This is a genomic window from Pseudomonas carassii, from assembly GCF_036324045.1.
GTDB lineage: Bacteria > Pseudomonadota > Gammaproteobacteria > Pseudomonadales > Pseudomonadaceae > Aquipseudomonas > Aquipseudomonas peradeniyensis.
The window spans coordinates 1-20,914 of the sequence record NZ_JAZDCT010000056.1 but is presented as its reverse complement, the minus strand read 5'-3'; the positions used below and the strand labels follow the sequence as shown (position 1 = coordinate 20,914).

General features: G+C 65.4%; 18 protein-coding genes. 6 read left to right on the top strand and 12 right to left on the bottom strand.

Translation table 11 applies throughout. The features are described 5' to 3' along the window. Window positions 1–19: 19 nt before the first annotated feature. Together V0R62_RS25675 and V0R62_RS25670 are read right to left on the bottom strand one after the other, a co-directional pair. Window positions 20–178 (bottom strand): YqaE/Pmp3 family membrane protein, encoded by a 159-nt coding sequence (locus V0R62_RS25675; RefSeq protein ID WP_009681539.1) that lies wholly within the window; start codon window positions 176–178, stop codon window positions 20–22. A 157-nt stretch (window positions 179–335) separates the two neighbouring features. After that, window positions 336–1,613 carry an aspartate aminotransferase family protein gene (locus V0R62_RS25670; protein ID WP_330105691.1) on the bottom strand — a complete coding sequence of 426 codons (1,278 nt, stop codon included), beginning with the start codon at window positions 1,611–1,613 and terminating at the stop codon, window positions 336–338. A 209-nt stretch (window positions 1,614–1,822) separates the two neighbouring features. On the opposite strand from V0R62_RS25670, the gene V0R62_RS25665 reads away from it, so the two are divergent. Beyond that, entirely contained in the window at window positions 1,823–2,746 is a 924-nt protein-coding gene (locus V0R62_RS25665; protein WP_186712661.1) for a LysR family transcriptional regulator, read from the top strand. 385 nt (window positions 2,747–3,131) lie between these two features. Here the strand turns inward: V0R62_RS25665 and V0R62_RS25660 are convergent, their stop codons facing one another. The 9 genes from V0R62_RS25660 to bioB form a co-directional block, all read right to left on the bottom strand. After that, a complete protein-coding gene (locus tag V0R62_RS25660; RefSeq protein ID WP_330105690.1) occupies window positions 3,132–4,910 on the bottom strand; it encodes an acyl-CoA dehydrogenase C-terminal domain-containing protein in 1,779 nt (592 codons plus the stop codon). A gap of 135 nt (window positions 4,911–5,045) precedes the next feature. Next, entirely contained in the window at window positions 5,046–6,329 is a 1,284-nt protein-coding gene (locus V0R62_RS25655) for a GGDEF domain-containing protein (protein WP_186712659.1), read from the bottom strand. A 369-nt stretch (window positions 6,330–6,698) separates the two neighbouring features. Next, the gene (locus V0R62_RS25650) at window positions 6,699–8,504 is read right to left on the bottom strand and encodes a phenylacyl-CoA dehydrogenase (protein ID WP_186731704.1); all 1,806 of its coding nucleotides are present in this window, start codon (window positions 8,502–8,504) and stop codon (window positions 6,699–6,701) included. A 250-nt stretch (window positions 8,505–8,754) separates the two neighbouring features. Further along, window positions 8,755–9,051, bottom strand: a complete 297-nt coding sequence (locus tag V0R62_RS25645; protein ID WP_330105689.1) for a pyrroloquinoline quinone biosynthesis protein PqqE — start codon at window positions 9,049–9,051, stop codon at window positions 8,755–8,757. A gap of 109 nt (window positions 9,052–9,160) precedes the next feature. Next, on the bottom strand, window positions 9,161–9,841 hold the full coding sequence (gene bioD, locus V0R62_RS25640) for a dethiobiotin synthase (RefSeq protein WP_280080193.1): 681 nt from the start codon (window positions 9,839–9,841) through the stop codon (window positions 9,161–9,163). 1 nt (window position 9,842) lies between these two features. After that, window positions 9,843–10,667 (bottom strand): malonyl-ACP O-methyltransferase BioC, encoded by an 825-nt coding sequence (gene bioC, locus V0R62_RS25635; protein ID WP_330105688.1) that lies wholly within the window; start codon window positions 10,665–10,667, stop codon window positions 9,843–9,845. After that, on the bottom strand, window positions 10,660–11,391 hold the full coding sequence (locus tag V0R62_RS25630; protein ID WP_280080191.1) for an alpha/beta fold hydrolase: 732 nt from the start codon (window positions 11,389–11,391) through the stop codon (window positions 10,660–10,662). The genes bioC and V0R62_RS25630 overlap by 8 nt, the downstream gene beginning before the upstream one ends. After that, complete coding sequence (gene bioF / locus V0R62_RS25625; protein WP_330105687.1) at window positions 11,384–12,556, bottom strand: 8-amino-7-oxononanoate synthase; 1,173 nt, start codon at window positions 12,554–12,556, stop codon at window positions 11,384–11,386. Before bioF ends, V0R62_RS25630 begins: the two co-directional genes overlap by 8 nt. Before the next feature lie 2 nt (window positions 12,557–12,558). Beyond that, window positions 12,559–13,617 (bottom strand): biotin synthase BioB, encoded by a 1,059-nt coding sequence (gene bioB, locus V0R62_RS25620; RefSeq protein ID WP_050703478.1) that lies wholly within the window; start codon window positions 13,615–13,617, stop codon window positions 12,559–12,561. A gap of 90 nt (window positions 13,618–13,707) precedes the next feature. On the opposite strand from bioB, the gene V0R62_RS25615 reads away from it, so the two are divergent. From V0R62_RS25615 to rarD, 4 genes are all read left to right on the top strand, one after another. Then, a complete protein-coding gene (locus V0R62_RS25615; protein ID WP_330105686.1) occupies window positions 13,708–14,445 on the top strand; it encodes a ComF family protein in 738 nt (245 codons plus the stop codon). A gap of 57 nt (window positions 14,446–14,502) precedes the next feature. Beyond that, window positions 14,503–15,267, top strand: a complete 765-nt coding sequence (locus tag V0R62_RS25610) for a TOBE domain-containing protein (RefSeq protein WP_330105685.1) — start codon at window positions 14,503–14,505, stop codon at window positions 15,265–15,267. 184 nt (window positions 15,268–15,451) lie between these two features. After that, window positions 15,452–16,426, top strand: coding sequence for a serine/threonine protein kinase (locus tag V0R62_RS25605; RefSeq protein WP_330105684.1), 975 nt, complete (start codon window positions 15,452–15,454; stop codon window positions 16,424–16,426). 64 nt (window positions 16,427–16,490) lie between these two features. Next, on the top strand, window positions 16,491–17,378 hold the full coding sequence (gene rarD / locus V0R62_RS25600) for an EamA family transporter RarD (RefSeq protein WP_050703474.1): 888 nt from the start codon (window positions 16,491–16,493) through the stop codon (window positions 17,376–17,378). Window positions 17,379–17,712: 334 nt separating this feature from the next. Here the strand turns inward: rarD and V0R62_RS25595 are convergent, their stop codons facing one another. After that, on the bottom strand, window positions 17,713–18,231 hold the full coding sequence (locus tag V0R62_RS25595) for a glycine cleavage system protein R (protein ID WP_330105683.1): 519 nt from the start codon (window positions 18,229–18,231) through the stop codon (window positions 17,713–17,715). Window positions 18,232–18,691: 460 nt separating this feature from the next. Between V0R62_RS25595 and V0R62_RS25590 the strand changes: the two genes are divergently transcribed. Further along, window positions 18,692–20,869: a malate synthase G gene (locus V0R62_RS25590; RefSeq protein WP_330105682.1), complete on the top strand. Its 2,178-nt coding sequence runs from the start codon at window positions 18,692–18,694 to the stop codon at window positions 20,867–20,869. Window positions 20,870–20,914: the final 45 nt, after the last annotated feature.

Sequence of the window (20,914 nt, the reverse complement as noted above, 5' to 3'; positions counted from 1 at the left end):
GTGTCCCCGGCGGGAGTCTTCAGCGCTTGGCGATGATGTACACCGCATGCACGATCCCGGGGATATAGCCCAGCAAGGTCAGCAGGATATTCAGCCAGAACGCCCCGCCGAACCCCACCTGGAGGAACACGCCCAACGGCGGCAGGATGATGGCGATGATGATGCGGATGAAGTCCATGTGCTGCGCTCCTTGAAGGTGTATCAACACAGACTAGCCGTACCTCGCAGAGGTTCCACCGGGCAAAAAAAACGCCCCGGGCCATGTATTTCAGGCCAGGGGCGATGCGCAGGAACGCCAGACGGTTCGTTGAAATTCTGTTCGCCGGAGCAACCGGTCAGGCCGGCACTTCGCGGCGGTTGTGCTGTTGGCCATGCAGGCGGGCGAACGCCCGGGCCAGGCGCAGGAGCATCTCGTCGATATTGCCCTTGCTCACCGTCAGCGCCGGCGAGAACCGCACCACGTCGGCCTGCGGCGCATTGAGCAGCAAGCCCTCCTGCAACGCGGCCTCGACCAGTTGCGCCGCGCTGTCTTCACGCAGTTGCAGCCCCCACAGCAGCCCCTGACCACGTACCTCGCCCTGACCATAGCGACCCGCCAGGCGGCTCAGGCCATCGCGCAGGTGCCGGCCACTGTCCAGCACCTGCTCGAAGAAGCCCGCCTCCAACACGGTCTGCAGCACGGCCAGCCCGGCGGCGCTCACCAGCGCATTGCCATGGTGGCTGCCTTCCAGTTCGCCCGGCTCGGCGCAGCAGGCGCGGCCACGGGCCAGCAGCGCCGCCAGGGGCACACCACCGCCCAGGCCCTTGCCTAGGGTGATGATGTCGGCCCGCACGCCGTAGGACTCTTCTGCCAATAAGGCCCCACAGCGTCCTACACCGGTCTGTACTTCATCGAGAATCAGCAGGATGCCCAGCTCGCGGCACAGGCGCTCGACACCCTGGAGGTAATCACGGGTGGCCGGGATCACGCCGGCTTCGCCCTGGATCGGCTCGAGCATGATCGCCACGGTGCGCGAGTCGACCGCCGCGTGCAGCGCCGCCAGGTCGTTGAACGGCACCTTGCTGAAGCCCGGCAAGCCGGGCTCGCAGCGGTTGCACGGCAGCGGATCGGAAGCCGACAACGCCCCCAGGGTGCGGCCATGGCAGCCCTGGCTGGCGGTGATGATGTGATAGGCGCCGTTGCGGTGCAGCTGGCCCCACTTGCGCGCCAGCTTGATCGCGCCCTCGCAGGCTTCGGCACCGCTGTTGAGCAGGTAGGCCTGGTCGCTGCCGGTACGCTGGCACAGTAGCTCGACCAGACTCAGCAGGCCGCGGCTGTGATAGCCCGCGCCGGGGTTGATCAGCGCCTGGGCCTGGTTGCCCAGCGCCTTGACCAGCACGCTCGGGCTGTGGCCCAGGCTGTTGACCGCGCAACCCTGGGTGAAGTCCAGGTAGGCGTGCCCCTCGCTGTCCCACAACCAGGAACCCTGGCCACGCACGAACACCTGCGGCGCACGCTCGATGCTGGGCATGAGCCGCTCGCGGGAGAGCTGCGTGCCGGCCGGCTCGATCACCGGAGCACGTTTGGGCTCGGCAACGGCGGGCGCCGAACGGCGCAGGTTGAACAGGTTCATCGGGGCTCCGGCCAATCACGGGGTGGGCGGTCAAGGTTCCGGTCTGGCGCCGGAATCAGATATTTTGCCTTGCCTATCAAAAGTGTTTTTCATCCGGGGTAACAATCGTCTTCACGACTGCTGTAACCCTCTGGAATACGGCGATAGACTAGGCTTCCGGCCAATTTGCGGCCATTTCGTTTTTCCAGCTTTTTCGATAAGTATCACTTATGGATTTTCGCCAACTGCGTTACTTCGTCGCGGTCTACGAAGAAGGCCATGTGGGCCGTGCCGCCGAGCGTCTGTCACTGTCACAGCCGGCACTGTCGCAGCAGATCCGCCAGCTGGAGCACAGCCTCGACCTGAGCCTGTTCGAGCGCAGCAACAAACGCCTGCTGCCCACGCTGGCCGCCCACACCCTGTACAACCACGCCGTGCCCCTGCTCGACGGCCTGCAACGGGCCCACGAAGCCATGGGCAACTTCAAGGGCCAGTCACTGCGCACCCTGGCGATCGGCGTGCTGCAGACCGTGCGGCCAAGCCTGGTGCCGCAGTTGCTGGAGCGGGTGCGCAAGGCCCAGCCGCATCTGGTGGTGCAGATCTATGAACTGTCGGGGTCGGAGATCGAGCGGCGCCTGCTCAATGGTGGCCTGGACATCGGCATCAGCTACCTGCCGCCGCGCCAGCCCGGGCTGCATGGTTTGCTGCTGTACGAGGATGAACTGCAGTTGGTGATCCCCAGGACCCACCCGCTGAAAGACTTCAAGAAGGTCTCGATCCGCCAGGCGGCGGAGCTGCCGATGCTGATGCTCGGCGAGGAGTTCCAGATCCGTCAGATCTGGAAGGCGCAGCTGGCCAGCCAGGGCCGCAGGCCCCAGGTCCAGGCCGAGATGAACAACATGGCGGGGATCCTCGACAGCCTGGCGCACACGGCACTGGCGACCATCCTGCCGGGCCGGGCCAAGGATGCCGCACAGGACGACCAGGAACTGCTGTGGAAGCCCCTGAGCGAGCCGCGGGTGCCGCTCAAGGTCGGCCTGGTGTTCCGCGATGCCCAACGCCAGCAGGCCTCGGTGGAGCTGCTGCGGACCTTGCTGGAAGAGGAAGCCGACCCGCGTCAGCTGGGTGTCTCGCCTCTGGACGTGCTCGGCTGAAAAACACGCGCACAAAGAAAACCCCGCCTAAGCGGGGTTTTCCAGACTGTTTCCCTTCGACATCCCTATCATCCCGCCGTCCTGGCAGGAAATCCTTCGTGTCCCTGTTCTATCTTTTCGCGCTTCCTGCGCTACTTCCTTGTAAGGCGTCCTGCTCTGTCCATTGCGCGTCCTGCGCTACGTCCATGTAAGAAAGAGTAACCGTGGATCCAATCTTAGGAAAGAGGCGAAACGTCACCACGTCGTGTAAGCCAAAGCTTACAAAAGCGGTCCATTTACAAACACGCCGCCCTGACAAAGCAAAAGGCCGCCCCTACAGATGGATTGCATCCCCCTGTAGGAGCGGCCTCGGGCCGCGACGGGCTGCAACGCAGCCCCGCAATGGTCAGAACTGCGCAGCGTCCAGCAGGTACAGCGACTCGCTCCCCGCCTTCACCGATGCCACCAGCGAGTGAACCCGTGGCAGCAGGCGTGCGAAGTAGAACCGCGCCGTGCCCAGCTTGGCGCCGTAGAAGTCGGCATCCCCCTCACCGGCCTTGGCCGCCCGCGCCATCAGTGCCCACATGTAGGCGTAGGCGACGTAGCCAAACGCGTGCAGGTACTCGACCGAGGCCGCGCCGATTTCGTTGGGGTTGCCCTTGGCCTGGTCCAGCACCCAGGCGGTCAGCTCGTCGAGTTGCTCAAGGGATGCCGCCAGCGGCTTGGTGAACTCACCCAGCTCGCCGCCGGCGGTGGCGATGAACTGGCGGATCTCGTCGGCGAACAGCGTGTAGTAGGCGCCGCCGCTGGCCACCACCTTGCGACCTACCAGGTCCAGCGCCTGGATACCGTTGGTGCCTTCGTAGATCTGGGTGATGCGCACATCGCGCACCAGCTGCTCCTGGCCCCATTCGCGGATGTAGCCATGGCCGCCGAAGACTTGCTGGCCGTGCACGGTGCACTCCAGGCCCAGGTCGGTGAGGAAGGCCTTGGCCACCGGAGTCAGCAGCGCCACCAGCTCCTCGCTGCGCTTGCGGACCGCGACGTCTTCGCTGTACTTGGCACTGTCGAGTTGCATCGCCACATAGGTGGAGAACGCGCGACCGCCCTCGGTCAGCGCCTTCATGGTCAGCAGCATGCGGCGCACGTCCGGGTGGACGATGATCGGGTCGGCCACCTTGTCCTTGGCCTGAGGGCCGGTCGGGGCACGGCTCTGCAGACGGTCGCGGGCGTACTCCACGGCGTTCTGGTAGGAGCGCTCGGCCGAAGCCAGGCCCTGGATACCGACACCCAGGCGCTCGTAGTTCATCATGGTGAACATCGCCGCCAGGCCCTTGTTCGGCTCGCCGACGATGTAGCCGACCGCTTCGTCGAAGTTCATCACGCAGGTGGCCGAGCCCTGGATACCCATCTTGTGCTCGATCGAGCCGCAAGTGGCCGGGTTACGTGCGCCGAGACTGCCATCTTCGTTGACCAGGAACTTGGGCACCAGGAACAGCGAGATGCCTTTCGGACCTGCCGGGGCATCCGGCAACTTGGCCAGCACCAGGTGGATGATGTTCTCGGTGAGGTCGTGCTCGCCACCGGTGATGAAGATCTTGGTGCCGCTGACCTTGTAGCTGCCGTCAGCCTGCGGTTCGGCCTTGGTGCGGATGATGCCCAGATCGGTACCGGCATGAGGCTCGGTAAGGCACATGGAACCGGCCCAGACGCCGGCGTACATGTTCGGCAGGTACTTTTCCTTGAGCGCTTCACTGGCGTGGGCGTTGATCGACAGGCAGGCGCCGGCGGTCAGCATCGGGTACAACCCGAAGGCCAGGCTCGAGGCGTTGACCATCTCCTCGACCTGGGCCGAGACGACCTTGGGCATGCCCATGCCACCGAAGAGCGGATCACCACCAACGCCGACCCAGCCCCCTTCGGCGTAAGTCTGGTAGGCCTCGATGAAGCCCGCTGGGGTACGCACCGAACCGTTGTCCCAGTGGCAACCCTCTTCGTCGGCGGCGCGGCTCAGCGGCGCGATGGTCTTGCCGGTAACCTTGCCGGCCTCCTCCAGCACGGCCATGGCCGTGTCCGCATCGACCGCCTCGGCCAGGCCGGGCAGTTGCGACCAGAGCGTGGCCACGTCGAAGACTTCATTGAGGACGAAGCGCATATCGCGCAGGGGCGCTTTATATTCAGCCATGACAACCTCTCGCTATCGGGGTCGGGGCGGCCCGTCGGGGCCGCGGCACTGGGATGACCGCAGTGTAACCGAACAACTTTTACGAGACATAGGGTCATCATGCGACCGAATAGTCTTATATAGTCACACGATAATTCACGCCATGCGCACGGCGCCGCGCCGCGATTGCTGGCCGAAGGTCATGACACAGTTGCGCCCCGCGCCCTTGGCGCTGTACAGCGCCTGGTCGGCGGACTTGAGCACTTCATCGGGATTGCGGTGCTCGACCTGGCGCTCGGCGACGCCAATGCTGATGGTCACCGACACCGTGGTATTGGCCCCTCCGCCACGACGCTGGCGCCCGGTGGAATCATCCTGCGGACGGCTGTTCTGGTCACGCAGCTGGATGGCGTAGTTGGCAATCATCTCGCGCACCGACTCCAGGTGCGGCAGACACTCCTCGGCAGTCTTGCCGGCGAACACCAGGGCGAACTCCTCGCCGCCGTAACGGTAGGCGCGCCCGCCGCCGGTCACCTTGGACAGGCGGCTGGCGACCAGGCGCAACACCTGGTCGCCAACATCGTGACCATGGGTGTCGTTAAATTTCTTGAAATGGTCGACGTCGGTCATGGCGATCACATAGTTGCGCCCCAGGCGCTGCATGCGCTCGTTCAGGGCGCGCCGCCCGGGCAGACCGGTCAGCTCGTCGCGGAAGGCCATCTGGTAGGCCTCGTGGGACACCGCGGCGGCGATCATCAGCATCACCTGGCTGCACATGATGTTCAGGGTGAAGGGCAGGATGAAGGTCTTGGGCAACATCCAGAAGATGCCGATCAGGCCGATGATCTGCGCGGCATGCAAGGGCCTTGGCTCACGCAGGTACTGCACCACCAGCAGGATGAACACCGCCAGGAACAAGGGGTAGGCCAGCTGGATCAGGCTCATCCACTGGCCATGCAGCGCAGGCCAACGGATCTCGGCCAGCCAGCCCAGCAGCGCCTCGGGAAAACTCTGCTCCAGCGCCACCGCCACGCTGCTCACCGCGAACAGCACGGCGAAGCGCGCCAGCAGGTCCTGGGCCAGGTGGGTGCGTTCCTGCCAGGCCCCGTACAGGCCGAACAGCGCCGGCAGCAGCAGGCACACCAGATGGAAGATCACCGCCGCGTCCTCGCGGACCCGACCGTTGTCGCGGTAGAAATCGGTCTGGGTATCGAGCAGGAAGTAGGCGATGTACACCGTGACCATCAGGAATAGCTCGCGCTGGCGGCGGTACACGGCGCAGTAGGCGCCACCCAGCAACAGCACCAAAGTGGGTAGAACGTTGAACAGCGAAGTGAAGAAGACGCTGAGGTCCCTCACATAGGCTGCCGCAAGCCCTGCCAGCAACAGAATCAGCGAAGGCAGGAAGTGGCTCGCGCGTACAGCGGATAGACGAAACAAGGGTAATCTCCGACCCGGCAGATCAATAATGGCATTGTGCCCCTACTTCATCGGCAGTGCACATGAATAGATGAATACAGATGCCCGCTTTAACGGCAGATCAGGGGCGAAGCTTGAGACTTTCTCGTTACGGGATGCGACACCTAGTAGGATTTTTCCTGTTTACACGGTCCCTGTAGGAGCGGCCCTGCGTCGCGAAAGGGCTGCAAAGCAGCCCCGGCGATCTTTGCATCAACGCTGGAATCCTGGGGCTGCTGCGCAGCCCATTCGCGGCACAAGGCCGCTCCTACAGAGGGCAGGCGTAAACGTCCAGGCGAAAAAAAACCGCCTGCCGGTAAGGGCAGGCGGTTTTTCGTACAACCAACCGGCTTAGATGGACAGACCGAAGTCTTCTTCCTTCATCGCCATCAGGTTGTTGGCGCCGGACAGGATCGCCGCGACGTGGCTGCGGGTACGCGGCAGGATGCGCTGGAAGTAGAAGCGCGCAGTCTGCAGCTTGGCGGTGTAGAACGCCTCTTCGCTGGTACCGGCCGCCAGTTTCTCGGCGGCCAGGCGGGCGATGTCGGCCCAGAAGTAGGCCAGGCACGCGTAGCCGGAATACATCAGGTAGTCCACCGAAGCGGCACCCACTTCCTCGCGGTCCTTCATCGCGGCCATGCCGATCTTCATGGTCAGCTCGCCCCACTCCTTGTTGATCGCGGCCAGCGGCTCGACGAACTCCTTGGTGGCGGCGTTGCCTTCCTGCCCCTGGCAGAACTTGTGGACGATCTTGGTGAAGCCCTTGAGCGCCTCGCCCTGGGTCATCAGCACCTTACGGCCGAGCAGGTCGAGGGCCTGGATGCCGGTGGTGCCTTCGTACAGCATGGAGATGCGGCTGTCGCGCACGTTCTGCTCCATGCCCCACTCGGCGATGAAGCCGTGGCCGCCGTAGATCTGCACGCCGTGGTTGGCGGCCTCGAAGCCGACTTCGGTCATGAACGCCTTGGCGATCGGGGTCAGGAAGGCCAGCAGGGCGTCGGCCTTCTTGCGCTCTTCCTCGTCCTGGCTGTACTTGACGATGTCCACCTGCTTGGCGGTGAAGTACACCATCGCACGGTTGCCTTCGGCGAAGGCCTTCATGGTCAGCAGCATGCGACGCACGTCCGGGTGGACGATGATCGGGTCAGCGGCCTTGTCCGGCGCTTTCGGGCCGGTCAGCGAGCGCATCTGCAGGCGGTCACGGGCGTACTTCAGGCCACCCTGGAACGCCACCTCGGCGTGGGCCAGGCCTTGCAGCGCGGTACCCAGGCGAGCGGTGTTCATGAAGGTGAACATGCAGTTCAGGCCCTTGTTGGCCGGGCCGATCAGGTAGCCGGTGGCACCGTCGAAGTTCATCACGCAGGTGGCGTTGCCGTGGATGCCCATCTTGTGCTCGAGGGAGCCGCAGCTCACGCCGTTGCGCTCGCCCGCGCCGCCTTCGGCGTTGGGCAGGAACTTCGGCACGATGAACAGCGAGATACCCTTGGTGCCGGCCGGAGCGTCGGGCAGGCGGGCCAGGACGATGTGGACGATGTTGTCGGCCATGTCGTGCTCACCGGCCGAGATGAAGATCTTGGTGCCGGAAACCTTGTAGCTGCCGTCGGCCTGAGGTTCGGCCTTGGTACGCAGCATGCCTAAGTCGGTGCCGCAGTGCGGCTCGGTCAGGCACATGGTGCCGGTCCACTCGCCGGACACCAGCTTGGTCAGGTAGGTGTGCTGCTGCTCGGGGGTGCCGTGGGCGGAGATAGTGTTCATCGCGCCATGGGACAGGCCCGGGTACATGCCCCACGACCAGTTCGACTCACCGACCATTTCGCTCAGGGCCAGGCCCAGCGACTCGGGCAGGCCCTGGCCGCCGTGGTCGACATCGTGGGCCAGGCTCGGCCAGCCGCCTTCGACGAACTGCTGGTAGGCTTCCTTGAAGCCGGTCGGGGTCTTCACGCCCGACTCGCTCCAGGTGCAGCCTTCCAGGTCGCCGACACGGTTCAGCGGGGCCAGCACCTCTTCACAGAACTTCGCGCCTTCTTCCAGGATCGCGTCGACCATGTCGGGCGTGGCGTCCTGGCAGCCCGGCAGGCTCTGATAGTGCGCCTCATAGCCGAGCAGCTCGTCGCGGACGAAGCGGATATCACGCAAGGGGGCTTTGTAATCAGGCATTGCGATGAACCTCTGTGATGAGTTCGGTGGGGAGACCGCGGATACCGACCAGCTCTTGGCGGCTTTCGGTCAAACAGTTGTTTGAAACTTACGTTTAGGTGGCCTCGCTGTCAAGGTGGGCCAACAATGGCATTTATGCCGCCGAATATGACATTTACGCCAAGCACCCTCAAACGCATCGCGGGGCAAGCCCGCTCCCACGAATGGAAGCGGGCTTGCCCCGCGAAGTAAGCGAATGTGATGCAGCGGGTCAGACGTAGGTGTCGATGAACCGACCGAGCATTTCATCGGAAGCCTTGGCGACTTTGGCACCGAGTTCTACTTCGTGCTTGCCCAGGGCCAGTTGCAGGGTGCTGGTGGCCAGGTCCAGCTGCTGGCTGCGGTCGACGCCGCGCAGGCGCTCGGCCTGGTATTCGGTGGACTGCCCGCTGGCGCCACGCTCGACAGCACCGCTGGCGATCTGCTGGGCGGCCTGGTCGACACGGTTCTGGCCGTTCTGGATAGCACCCAGGCCCGCATAGAAGGCGGAGCTCGCATTGATTTCCATGTCAGGACTCCATGACGCTGGATGAGGAACAGGCCTTATTAAAGCAGCACAGCGGAAAAAAGGCCCGTTTAAATCCCTAATAGCCTAGTGCCAGCTAATAGGCAAAGGCCTAATCCAGTAGATCCAACTGTAGATGCGCAGCCACCGTGTCCGCGCCAGCCTGCTTCAACCAGGGCACCCGCCCCAGGCAGGGCGCGGGCAGGCGCTCGGCCAGACTGGACAGGTTTTCTTCCAGGCGTGATGTACGCGGATCGACGATGTTCGCCACCCATCCCGCCAGTTGCAGGCCGTCCCGGGCGATGGCCTCGGCACTGAGCAGGGCGTGATTGATGCACCCCAGGCGCACCCCCACCACCAGGATCACTGGCAGCTTCAAGGCGATGGCCAGGTCCGACAGGTTGGCATGGTCGGACAGCGGCACGCGCCAGCCACCGGCGCCTTCGATCAAGGTGAAGTCGGCGTGCTGGGCCAGCACCTGCTGCATGGCATCGCGCAGCGCCGGCACGCTCAGCGCCACCCCGGCCTCGCGGGCCGCTACATGCGGGGCAATGGCCGGCTCGAAGGCGAAGGGATTGACCGCTTCATAGGACAGCTTGACCGAGCTTTCGTCGATCAGCGCCAAGGCATCGCTGTTGCGCAACCCCTTGGCCGTCACCACGCACCCGGACGCCACCGGCTTGGCCGCCAGGGTGCTCAACCCCAGTTGCCGCGCCGCATGCAGCAAACCCGCGGCGATGGTGGTCTTGCCGACATCGGTGTCGGTGCCAGCAATGAAATAGGCCTGGCTCATGTCACTGCTCCCCGTCCAACGGCTTGCGCAAGACGCCGTAGACCACCTGGTAGGTGGCTGGCAGGCCTTGCGCCTGGCGGTACTGTTCGTAGGCCTGCAACAGGCCCTGCATCCGCGCCCGACCGGTGAGCCCCGACGGACGCCCCGGGTTGAGGTTGTGCGCACCCAGCGCCTTGAGTTCATGGGTCAAGCTGCGCACATCGGGATAATGCAACACGTGGGGGCGCCGCTCCAGGTCGATCAGCTCCAGCCCGCTGTCACCGCACAGGCGCTGGTAATCCTCGAAACGCCGGAAGCGATTGACGTGGACCATGCCATCCACGGCCTGCCAGCTGGCGCGCAATTCATCCAGGGTACCCACGCACAGGCTGCTGAAGGCCAGCACACCGCCGGGGCGCAGCACCCGCCGCGCCTCGCCCAGTACGCTGGCGAACTGGCCACACCACTGCACCGCCAGGCTGCTGAACAACAGGTCGACGCAACCATCACGCAACGGCAGGCGCTCGGCGTCACCCGCCACATGGTGCCGGGCGCCACCCTGATCGCGGGCATGGCGCAACATGCCTTCGGCGATATCCACCGCCACGCCGCCCGCATCCGCGAAGCGCTCGGCCAGCACCCGGCTGAAGTGGCCGGTGCCGCTGCCCATGTCCAGCCAGCGCGCAGGCGCAAGGTCGCTGGGCAGCTTTTCCAGTAGCGCCATGCCTACCGCGCGCTGCAAGGCCGCGACGCTGTCGTAGCTGGACGCGGCGCGGGAAAACGAAGCCGCCACCTGGCGCTTGTCCGGCAGGGTGCCGGGCAGGGTGGGCTGGGAAAGGTCAGTCATCGCCACTCTCATGCAGGAAACTCTTGATGCCCGCCGCCAGCTCCTGGGGATACTCCAGCAAGAAGGCGTGGGAACTGTCTTCGACCAGGCCGACTTCCACGTCGGGCAGCAGGTCGCTCAGGGCCTTGGCCGCTTCCACCGGCACCAGCGCGTCACTGCCGGCGAACAGGTGCAGCTGCGGGCCGCCGTATTGCTCCAGGGCGGTGCGGGTATCGAGGCTGGCCAGCACTTCCAAACCGGTGGCCAGGTACAGCGGATCGGTGTCGGGCACGCCCACGCCCAGCTGCCGCAGCAGGGTGCGGGGTTGCTGCGCGCCCTCGCTGCACAGGGTGCGGAAGCGCTTGAGGGTGACATGGGTGTGGCTGCGGCAGCCGTCGAGGAAGGTGCCGAAGGTGTCGGCGGGCATGCCGTGCGGCCAGTCCGGCCGGGCCACGAAGCTGGGGTTGCTGGCCAGGGTGAGCAAGCCGCAGCAGTGATCGCCGCGCTTGTGCGCCAGGGCGCTGGCGAGCATGCCACCCAGCGACCAGCCGCCCAGCCACACATCGGTCGGCAGCTTGCGGTCGAGATGGTCGACCCAGGCCTGGACATCGCTGTGGGCCAGTTCCGGCAGCGGCATCAACTCGACCTGCAGGCGTGGATCCTGGGCGCGCAGGCTGGCGGCCAGCGGCTCCAGTGAAGCGGTGCCCAGGCCCCAGCCGGGCAGGAGGATCAGTCGGTTACGCATCGGCGGACTCCAGCTGTGGATAACACTCGGCCAATGCATTCAACAATAGCTGCACCTGCGCCTCACTGTGAGCGGCGCTCAGGGTCACCCGCAGGCGGGCGCTGCCAGCGGGCACGGTGGGTGGGCGAATCGCCGTGACCAGCAACCCGCGCTCGCGCAGCAGGCGGGACAATGCCAGCGCCCGCCCCGCATCGCCGATCAGGATCGGCTGGATCGCGGTGTGGCTGTCCATCAGGGTCAGGCCGATCTGCTCGGCGCCTGTGCGGAACTGCTGGATCAGCGCGGCCAGGTGTTCGCGCCGCCAGTGTTCGCGGCGCAGCAAGTCCAGGGCCTTGAGCGTGGCGCAGGCCAGCGCCGGTGGCTGGCTGGTGGTGTAGATGTAGGGCCGGGCGAACTGCACCAGTGCCTCGATCAGCTCCTCGCTGCCGGCGACGAAGGCGCCGGAGGTACCGCAGGCCTTGCCCAGCGTGCCGATCAGCACCGGCACGTCCTCGACGCCCAGGCCGCAATGCTCGACCAGGCCACCACCCTTGGCGCCCAAGGTTCCCAGGCCATGGGCGTCATCGACCATCAACCAGGCACCGCGTGCGCGGGCCTCCCTGGCCAGGGCCGGCAGGTCGGCGCAGTCGCCGTCCATGCTGAACACGCCGTCGGTGACCACCAGAGTGTTGCCGGTGGCCTTGTCCAGGCGACTGGCCAGGCTGGCCGGGTCGTTGTGCAGGTAGCGGCTGAAGCGGGCGCCGCTGAGCAGCCCGCCGTCGAGCAGGGAGGCGTGGTTGAGGCGGTCCTGCAGCACCGTGTCGCCCTGCCCGACCAGCGCGGTGATCGCGCCGAGGTTGGCCATGTAGCCGGTGGAGAACAGCAGCGCGCGCGGCCGGCCCGTCAGCTCGGCCAGCGCCTCCTCCACCTCATGGTGCGGGGTGCTGTGGCCGATCACCAAGTGCGAGGCACCACCGCCGACACCCCAGCGCTCGGCGCCGTCGCGCCAGGCCTTGATCACCTCGGGGTGATTGGCCAGGCCCAGATAGTCGTTGCTGCAGAAGGCCAGCAGCGGCTGGCCATCGACCACCACCTGCGGCCCCTGCGGGCTTTCAAGCAGCGGTCGCTGGCGATACAGGTCGGCGGCACGCCGTTCGGCCAGCCGCGCGGCGAGATCGAAGGCCATGTTCAGGCCGAGGCTGCGTCGTAGAACAACTCGCTGCTGCGCTGCTCGACCAGCGCCTGCTCGATGGCGGCCTGGTGCACCTCGTCGGCGTGCTCTTCACGGGCTTCCGGCTGGATGCCGAGGCGGGCGAACAGCTGCATGTCCTTGTCGGCCTGCGGGTTGCCGGTGGTCAGCAGTTTCTCGCCGTAGAAGATCGAGTTGGCGCCGGCCATGAACGCCAGGGCCTGCATCTGCTCGTTCATCTGCTCGCGACCGGCCGAGAGGCGCACATGAGACTTGGGCATGAGGATCCGGGCCACGGCCAGCATGCGGATGAAGTCGAACGGATCGACGTCCTCTTCATCGGCCAGCGGCGTGCCGGCGACCTTGACCAGCATGTTGATCGGCACCGATTCCGGGTGCTCGGGCAGGTTGGCCAGCTGGATCAGGAGGCCGGCGCGGTCGTCCAGCGACTCGCCCATGCCGAGGATGCCGCCGGAGCAGATCTTCATGCCGGCATCGCGCACGTAGGCCAGGGTCTGCAGGCGCTCGCTGTAGGTGCGGGTGGTGATGATGCTGCCGTAGAACTCCGGCGAGGTGTCGAGGTTGTGGTTGTAGTAGTCCAGGCCGGCCTGGGCCAGGGCCTGGGTCTGCTCCTGGTCGAGCTTGCCGAGGGTCATGCAGGTTTCCAGGCCCATGGCCTTGACCCCTTTGACCATTTCCAGCACGTAGGGCATGTCCTTGGCCGACGGGTGCTTCCACGCCGCGCCCATGCAGAAGCGGGTAGAGCCGATGGCCTTGGCCCGGGCGGCCTCCTCCAGCACCTTCTGCACTTCCATCAGTTTCTGTTTTTCCAGCCCGGTGTTGTAGTGGCCGGACTGCGGACAATATTTGCAATCTTCCGGGCAGGCGCCGGTCTTGATCGACAGCAGCGTGGAAACCTGCACGCGATTGGGGTCGAAGTGCGCGCGGTGCATGGTCTGGGCCTGGAACAACAGGTCATTGAACGGCTGCTGGAACAGGGCCTTGACCTCGGCCAGGGACCAGTCGTGACGTGTGGTTGCAATTGCGCTGGCGCTCATCGGCGTTTCCTTATCTATGGTCTGACTGACGCCGGGACAGGAAAACCCACCAGCGCATCACGGATAGCTCGCATAGTTACGGAAGGCCTCATGCACTGTCAACCAATCAAGAACACACTGGTTTACATCTGTACAAATAACGATCAACACTGTTTACTCTGCGACGAGCCTGCCGAGCAGCCCTATCCCTTGTGCAGCGCCTGCGAACAGGCACTGCCATGGCTGGACGAGCAGTGCCGCCGCTGCGCGCTGCCCCTACCCATCGACGGCCTTCTCTGCGGTGGCTGCAGCCGCCGCCCTCCCGCATTCAGCCGAGTGATCGCGCCCTGGCATTACGGTTTTCCCATCGACACCCTGGTCAGCCGTTTCAAGCACAACAGCCAGTGGCCGCTGGGGCGATTATTGGCGCAGTTGCTCAGCCACAGCCTGATGCACCACTACGACGAAGGCCTGCCACCCCCCGACCGCCTGTTGCCCGTGCCGCTGGCCAGGCGTCGACTGCGCCAGCGCGGCTTCAACCAGGCGGCGATGCTCGCCCGCTGGCTCGCCAGGCAACTGCGCCTGCCCTGTGACGAGCGCCTGCTCCAGCGTGTGCGTGATACCCCGGCGCAGCAGGCCCTCGGCGCCCGGGCCAGGCAACGCAACCTGCGCCAAGCCTTCGCCCTTGCCCCCGGCAGCGAGCTCGACGGCCTGCACCTGGCACTGGTCGATGACGTGCTGACCACCGGAGCGACCGCCCAGGCCATCGCCCGCCTGCTGCGCCAGGCCGGTGCCCGGCGGGTCGACATCTACTGTCTGGCGCGCACGCCCAGGCCGGGCCAGGCTTGACTTGCCCCGGTGACGGCGGCAACGTCGCGGGACCTACACCACACCCGATGCCTGCCCATGTCCCTGCCTGCCCTGCTCACCCAGCACATCGTCCGCCGTCCACAGCGCATCGCCCTGTTGCAGCATGTCGCCGAACAGGGCTCGATCACCCGTGCCGCCAAGGCCGCCGGCATCAGCTACAAGGCCGCCTGGGACGCCATCGACGAACTCAACAACCTGGCCGCGCAGCCCCTGGTGGAACGCAGCACCGGCGGTCGCGGCGGCGGTGGCGCACGGCTGTCCGCCGAAGGCGAGCGGGTGCTGCGCCTATACCAGCGCCTGCAGGCACTGCAGGCGGAGATTCTCGAGTCCGCCGAGGACAGCAGCGACCTCGACCTGCTCGGCCGCCTGATGCTGCGCACCAGTGCGCGCAATCAGCTGCAGGGACGGATCAGCGGGCTGCGCCGCGAAGGCCGGCATGACCGCATCAGCCTGGACCTGGGCGGCGGGCTGGAGATCGAGGCCTTGATCACCCGGGGCAGTACCGAGCGACTGGAGCTGGCGCTGGGGGGGACGGTGGTGGCGCTGCTCAAGGCCGGCTGGGTACGGTTGCTGGGCGCGGATGAGACGCCGGAGCCTGGGAGCAACTGCCTGCAGGCCAAGGTCGAGGAGGTGCTCATCGAAGAGGATGGGCCGGGCGAAGTGCGCCTGGCGCTGGGCAATGGCCAGACCTTGTGCGCCATTGCAGAGGCGGACTGGCTGGCGCAACGGCAGGTCCAGCCGGGGAGCGCCTTGCGGGTGCAGTTTCATCCGTCGTTCGTGTTGCTGGGGGTGCCGGTCTAGTCTGGCCGTGCGCTGTGCGCCCGGATCGCGGGGCAAGCCCGCTCCCACGCTGTTGATGGTTGCACTGTGCGACAGCGTAGCCCAAAGGGCTGGGTGACCTCCCATGCTTGCATCGACTCATGAGCGGGTCAGCCTTGGGATTGGGGTAACATGCAGGCCGCAGTCCCAGCGACCGGAGCCTTTCATGTCCCACCCCTTCGACACCCTCACCCCCGACCTCGTGCTGGACGCCGTGGAAAGCCTCGGCTTTCTCAGCGACGCCCGGGTGCTGGCGCTCAACAGCTACGAGAACCGCGTCTACCAGGTGGGTATCGAGGACGCGCAGCCGCTGATCGCCAAGTTCTATCGCCCTGGACGCTGGAGCGACGCGGCAATCCTCGAAGAACACGCCTTCACCCGCGAGCTGGCCGAGTGCGAAGTTCCGGTGGTGGCGCCACTGCTACACGAAGACCGCTCCCTGTTCGAGCATCAGGGTTTTCGCTTCACCCTGTTCCCCCGCCGTGGCGGCCATGCCCCGGAGCCGGGCAACCTCGACCAGCTCTATCGCCTCGGGCAACTGCTCGGACGCCTGCACGCGGTAGGCGCAAGCAAACCCTTCGAGCACCGCGAATCCTTGGCTGTGGACAACTTTGGCCACGCCTCGCTCAAGACCCTGCTCGACGGCGACTTCGTGCCCCGCGAGCTGCTACCGGCCTACGAATCGGTGGCCCGCGATCTGCTCAAGCGGGTCGAGGATATCTATGCCCGCACCTCGTACCAATCGATCCGCCTGCACGGCGACCTGCACCCCGGCAACCTGATGCACCGCGACGAGGTGTACCACGTGGTCGACCTCGACGACTGCCGCATGGGCCCGGCCGTCCAGGACCTGTGGATGATGCTCGCCGGCAGCCGCGAAGAGCGGCTCGGCCAGCTGGCCGAACTGATCGACGGCTACAACGAGTTCCACGACTTCGACCCACGTGAGCTGGCCCTGATCGAGCCGCTGCGCGCCCTGCGCCAGTTGCACTACAGCGCCTGGCTGGCGCGGCGCTGGGACGATCCGGCGTTCCCGCCGAGCTTCCCCTGGTTCGGCCAGCCGCGCTACTGGGGCGACCAGATCCTGGCCTTGCGCGAGCAGATCGCCGCGCTCGACGAACAACCGTTGAAATTGTTCTAGGTCAAGGGCGCGCTCTGTCTACAATAGGCGTCGCTTTATTTAGCTACCTAAGCAAGGATTCTGCATGCACGCCGCCAACCCGCGCCGCGGGTACCTTCTGGGCCTTGGCGCCTACATCATCTGGGGCCTGTTCCCCCTGTACTTCAAAGCGATCCAGAGCGTTCCGGCGGTGGAAATCATCGTCCACCGCGTGCTCTGGTCGGCGCTGTTCGGCTCGCTCCTGCTGCTGGTGTGGAAACACCCCGGCTGGTGGCGCGAGCTGCGCGACAACCCACGGCGCCTAGCGATCCTCGCGCTCAGCGGCGCGCTGATCGCCGGCAACTGGCTGACCTACGTGTGGGCGGTGAACAACGGGCGCATGCTCGAGGCCAGCCTGGGCTACTACATCAATCCGCTGATCAACGTGCTGCTGGGCATGCTGCTGCTCGGCGAGCGCCTGCGCCGCCTGCAATGGCTGGCGGTGGCCCTCGCGGCCCTGGGCGTAGCGCAGCAGGTGTGGCAGGTCGGCAGCCTGCCCTGGGTGTCTCTGGCCCTGGCGCTGTCGTTCGGCTTCTATGGCTTGATCCGCAAGCAGGCACCGGTGGCGGCGCTGCCGGGGCTGGTGGTCGAGACCTGGATGCTGGTACCCATTGCCATCGGCTGGTTGCTGCTGCACCCGACGGCCAGCAGCGCCAGCCCCGAGTTCTTCAGCAGCAGCGAGGCGCTGTGGCTGATCGCCGCCGGCCCGGTGACGCTGGTGCCGCTGGTGTGCTTCAACGCGGCTGCCCGTCACCTGCCCTACACTACGCTGGGCTTCCTGCAGTACCTGGCACCGACCCTGGTGCTGCTGCAGGCAGTGCTGCTGTTCGACGAACACCTGTCGTCGAGTACCTTGATGGCGTTCGCCTTTATCTGGGCGGGGCTGGCTGTCTATAGCGTCGATGCCTGGCTGAGTTTGCGCAAGCGCGCCTGATCAAAAAATGATCATATTGCTGCAGACCACGGGGGACGTGGCCTGCAGCAAGGGCTCCAAAGGTTATCCACACCCTCGTCCCCGCCGTTTGTGCACAAGCTACTGAATAGTGGACGTTTTTTGCTCAAATCTCGCCAGGCCTCGTGATTACTGGGCTGGCGGGGAGCGCCCCCAGGTTATCCACAGGGTCGCCCCCGATAAATAGGGATAACCACCGAGGGGCGCTGCGCACCCCGTTCGCGGCACAAGGCCGCTCCTACAAAGGGAATGCAATCCTCTGTAGGAGCGGGCTCGTGCCGCGAACGGGCTGCAAAGCAGCCCCGGCGATCTCGAATCACTCCTCCGGCCGCAACCGCAACTCCACCATCAGATCATCCGCCAGGTTCTCCAACCGCATCTGCAGATCGTCCAACGACAAGGTCAACGGCAATGCCAGCAACGCATCGGCATGGAACAACGGCTCGCTGCTCATCGGTGCCGGCCGCACCTCGGTGCTCAGGCGCTCGACGTTCACCCCTTGCTCGGCCAGCAAACGGGTGATATCACGGACGATACCCGGCCGGTCGTTGCCCACCAGTTCCATGGCGATCGGCTTCCAGGTGCAAGACGGCTCGATCCCGCTTTCGGCAATGAGTACACGGATACCGTGGTCTCCCAGTTTCTGCAGCGACTCGACCAGTTCGGCGTAGTTCTCCGCCGGCACCGCCACCCGCAGGATCCCGGCGAACTGCCCGGCCATGCGCGACATGCGGCTTTCCAGCCAGTTGCCATTGTGATCGGCGATGCACTGGGCGATACGCTCGACCTGCCCGGCCTTGTCCGGGGCGATCACGGTGAGTACGAGATGGTCCACGGGCCACTCCTTCATTCGTCTGCGAAGGCCGCCCCAGGCGACCGAAATACGGGGATCGAATCAGTATAGGCAAGGCGCGGCAACCTGCCGCAGGACAGTCACGACAATCAATCGTGTACTGTTTCAAGATTTATCTGGAACAATCCACCTGTTTTTTGCGAACATGTCGTCTCCCAGCGTGACCCCATGCGGCCAACCGGTCGCAGAGCGACGCTTTTAGTCTGATGTTCACCTGCCTGCTGCTTCATGTAGTATGCGTCGACGCGGACTACAAAACGTCGTTTCGATGTCTGCCAAGGCGCCTGTGAAAATACGCCAACCGCCCGCCGGCCCGTCTGGCGAGCCGCACCCAGCCGCCCCCGGAGCACGCGGGCATGCACTGGTGCCGTGTTTAGAGAAGCGCTACAGGCTTAATACAGAAGAGCGAAAGCGAAATAGCTGAGCAGAGGTGAGGCAAGCAATGACTGGATACGTTCAAGTCGGTGGCCTTCAGGTCGCCAAGGTCCTGTTCGACTTCGTCAACAACGAAGCCATTCCGGGGACCGGCATCAACGCCGAGCAGTTCTGGGCCGGTGCCGAGAAGATCATCAACGACCTCGCTCCCAAGAACAAAGCCCTGCTCGCCAAGCGCGACGAGCTGCAAGCGAAGATCGACGCCTGGCACCAGGCACGCAAGGGCCAGGCCCACGACGCCGTGGCGTACAAGGCGTTCCTCGGGGAAATCGGCTACCTGCTGCCGCAGGCCGAGGACTTCCAGGCCACCACCCAGAACGTCGATGAAGAAATCGCCGTCATGGCCGGCCCGCAGCTGGTGGTGCCGGTGATGAACGCCCGCTTCGCCCTGAACGCCGCCAACGCTCGCTGGGGTTCGCTGTACGACGCCCTCTATGGCACCGATGTCATCAGCGATGAGAACGGCGCCGAGAAAGGCCAGGGTTACAACAAGCTGCGTGGCGACAAGGTCATCGCCTTCGCCCGCGCCTTCCTCGACGAAGCCGCGCCACTGGCCGCCGGCTCCCACGTCGACTCCACCGCCTACCGCATCGAAGGCGGCAAGCTGGTGGTCGCTCTCAAGGGCGGCAGCAACAGCGGCCTGCGTGACGACGCCCAGCTGATCGGCTTCCATGGTGATGCCAAGGCGCCGACCGCCGTGCTGCTCAAGCACAACGGCCTGCACTTCGAGATCCAGGTCGATGCCAGCACCCCGGTCGGCAGCACCGACGCGGCGGGCGTGAAGGACATCCTGATGGAATCGGCGCTGACCACCATCATGGACTGCGAAGACTCGGTCGCCGCCGTCGACGCCGACGACAAGGTGATCGTCTACCGCAACTGGCTGGGCCTGATGAAAGGCGACCTGGCCGAGAGCGTCAGCAAGGGCGGCAAAACCTTCACTCGCACCATGAACCCGGACCGCGAGTACGCCGCGCCCAACAGTGGCAGCGTCACCCTGCACGGTCGCTCGCTGCTGTTCGTGCGCAACGTCGGTCACCTCATGACCAACCCGGCGATCCTCGACGCCCAGGGCAACGAGATCCCCGAGGGCATTCAGGACGGCCTGTTCACCAACCTGATCGCCCTGCACAACCTCAACGGCAACACCAGCCGCAAGAACACCCGCAGCGGCAGTGTCTACATCGTCAAGCCAAAGATGCACGGCCCGGAGGAAGTGGCCTTCGCCGCCGAGATCTTCAGCCGCGTCGAAGACCTGCTGGGTATGAAGCGCAACACCGTCAAGGTCGGCATCATGGACGAGGAGCGCCGCACCACGGTCAACCTCAAGTCCTGCATCAAGGCGGCTGCCGAGCGCGTGGTGTTCATCAACACCGGCTTCCTCGACCGCACCGGTGACGAGATCCACACCTCCATGGAGGCCGGCGCCGTGGTGCGCAAGGGCGCCATGAAGAACGAGAAGTGGATCGGCGCCTACGAGAACAACAACGTCGATGTCGGCCTGGCCACCGGCCTGCAAGGCCGCGCGCAGATCGGCAAGGGCATGTGGGCCATGCCCGACCTGATGGCCGCCATGCTCGAGCAGAAGATCGCCCACCCGCTGGCCGGCGCCAACACCGCCTGGGTACCGTCACCGACCGCCGCCACCCTGCATGCCCTGCACTACCACAAGGTCGATGTGCAGGCGCGTCAGCGCGAGCTGGCTTCGCGCACTCCGGCCTCGGTCGATGACATCCTGACCATCCCGCTGGCCGTCGACACCAACTGGTCGGCCGACGAGATCCGCAACGAGCTGGACAACAATGCCCAGGGCATTCTCGGCTACGTGGTGCGCTGGATCGACCAGGGCGTGGGTTGCTCGAAGGTGCCGGACATCAACGATGTCGGCCTGATGGAAGACCGCGCCACCCTGCGCATCTCGGCCCAGTTGCTGGCCAACTGGCTGCGCCATGGCGTGGTCACCCAGGAGCAGGTGCTGGAAAGCCTCAAGCGCATGGCCGCGGTGGTCGACAAGCAGAACGCCGGTGACGCCCTGTACCGCCCGATGGCGCCGAACTTCGATGACAACATCGCGTTCCAGGCCGCCGTGGAGCTGGTAGTCGAAGGCGCCAAGCAGCCGAACGGCTACACCGAGCCGGTGCTGCACCGTCGTCGTCGCGAGTTCAAGGCGCGTAACGGGCTGTAAGCCGCCTGCAACACATCGCGGGGCCCGCCCGCGCCCACGCCCCTC

Coding starts and splice junctions, on each gene's coding strand:
- V0R62_RS25675 (WP_009681539.1), bottom strand. CDS start 178: ATGGACTTCATCCGCATCATCATCGCCATCATCCTGCCGCCGTTGGGC.
- V0R62_RS25670 (WP_330105691.1), bottom strand. CDS start 1,613: ATGAACCTGTTCAACCTGCGCCGTTCGGCGCCCGCCGTTGCCGAGCCC.
- V0R62_RS25665 (WP_186712661.1), top strand. CDS start 1,823: ATGGATTTTCGCCAACTGCGTTACTTCGTCGCGGTCTACGAAGAAGGC.
- V0R62_RS25660 (WP_330105690.1), bottom strand. CDS start 4,910: ATGGCTGAATATAAAGCGCCCCTGCGCGATATGCGCTTCGTCCTCAAT.
- V0R62_RS25650 (WP_186731704.1), bottom strand. CDS start 8,504: ATGCCTGATTACAAAGCCCCCTTGCGTGATATCCGCTTCGTCCGCGAC.
- V0R62_RS25645 (WP_330105689.1), bottom strand. CDS start 9,051: ATGGAAATCAATGCGAGCTCCGCCTTCTATGCGGGCCTGGGTGCTATC.
- bioD (WP_280080193.1), bottom strand. CDS start 9,841: ATGAGCCAGGCCTATTTCATTGCTGGCACCGACACCGATGTCGGCAAG.
- bioC (WP_330105688.1), bottom strand. CDS start 10,667: ATGACTGACCTTTCCCAGCCCACCCTGCCCGGCACCCTGCCGGACAAG.
- V0R62_RS25630 (WP_280080191.1), bottom strand. CDS start 11,391: ATGCGTAACCGACTGATCCTCCTGCCCGGCTGGGGCCTGGGCACCGCT.
- bioF (WP_330105687.1), bottom strand. CDS start 12,556: ATGGCCTTCGATCTCGCCGCGCGGCTGGCCGAACGGCGTGCCGCCGAC.
- bioB (WP_050703478.1), bottom strand. CDS start 13,617: ATGAGCGCCAGCGCAATTGCAACCACACGTCACGACTGGTCCCTGGCC.
- V0R62_RS25615 (WP_330105686.1), top strand. CDS start 13,708: ATGCACTGTCAACCAATCAAGAACACACTGGTTTACATCTGTACAAAT.
- V0R62_RS25610 (WP_330105685.1), top strand. CDS start 14,503: ATGTCCCTGCCTGCCCTGCTCACCCAGCACATCGTCCGCCGTCCACAG.
- V0R62_RS25605 (WP_330105684.1), top strand. CDS start 15,452: ATGTCCCACCCCTTCGACACCCTCACCCCCGACCTCGTGCTGGACGCC.
- rarD (WP_050703474.1), top strand. CDS start 16,491: ATGCACGCCGCCAACCCGCGCCGCGGGTACCTTCTGGGCCTTGGCGCC.
- V0R62_RS25590 (WP_330105682.1), top strand. CDS start 18,692: ATGACTGGATACGTTCAAGTCGGTGGCCTTCAGGTCGCCAAGGTCCTG.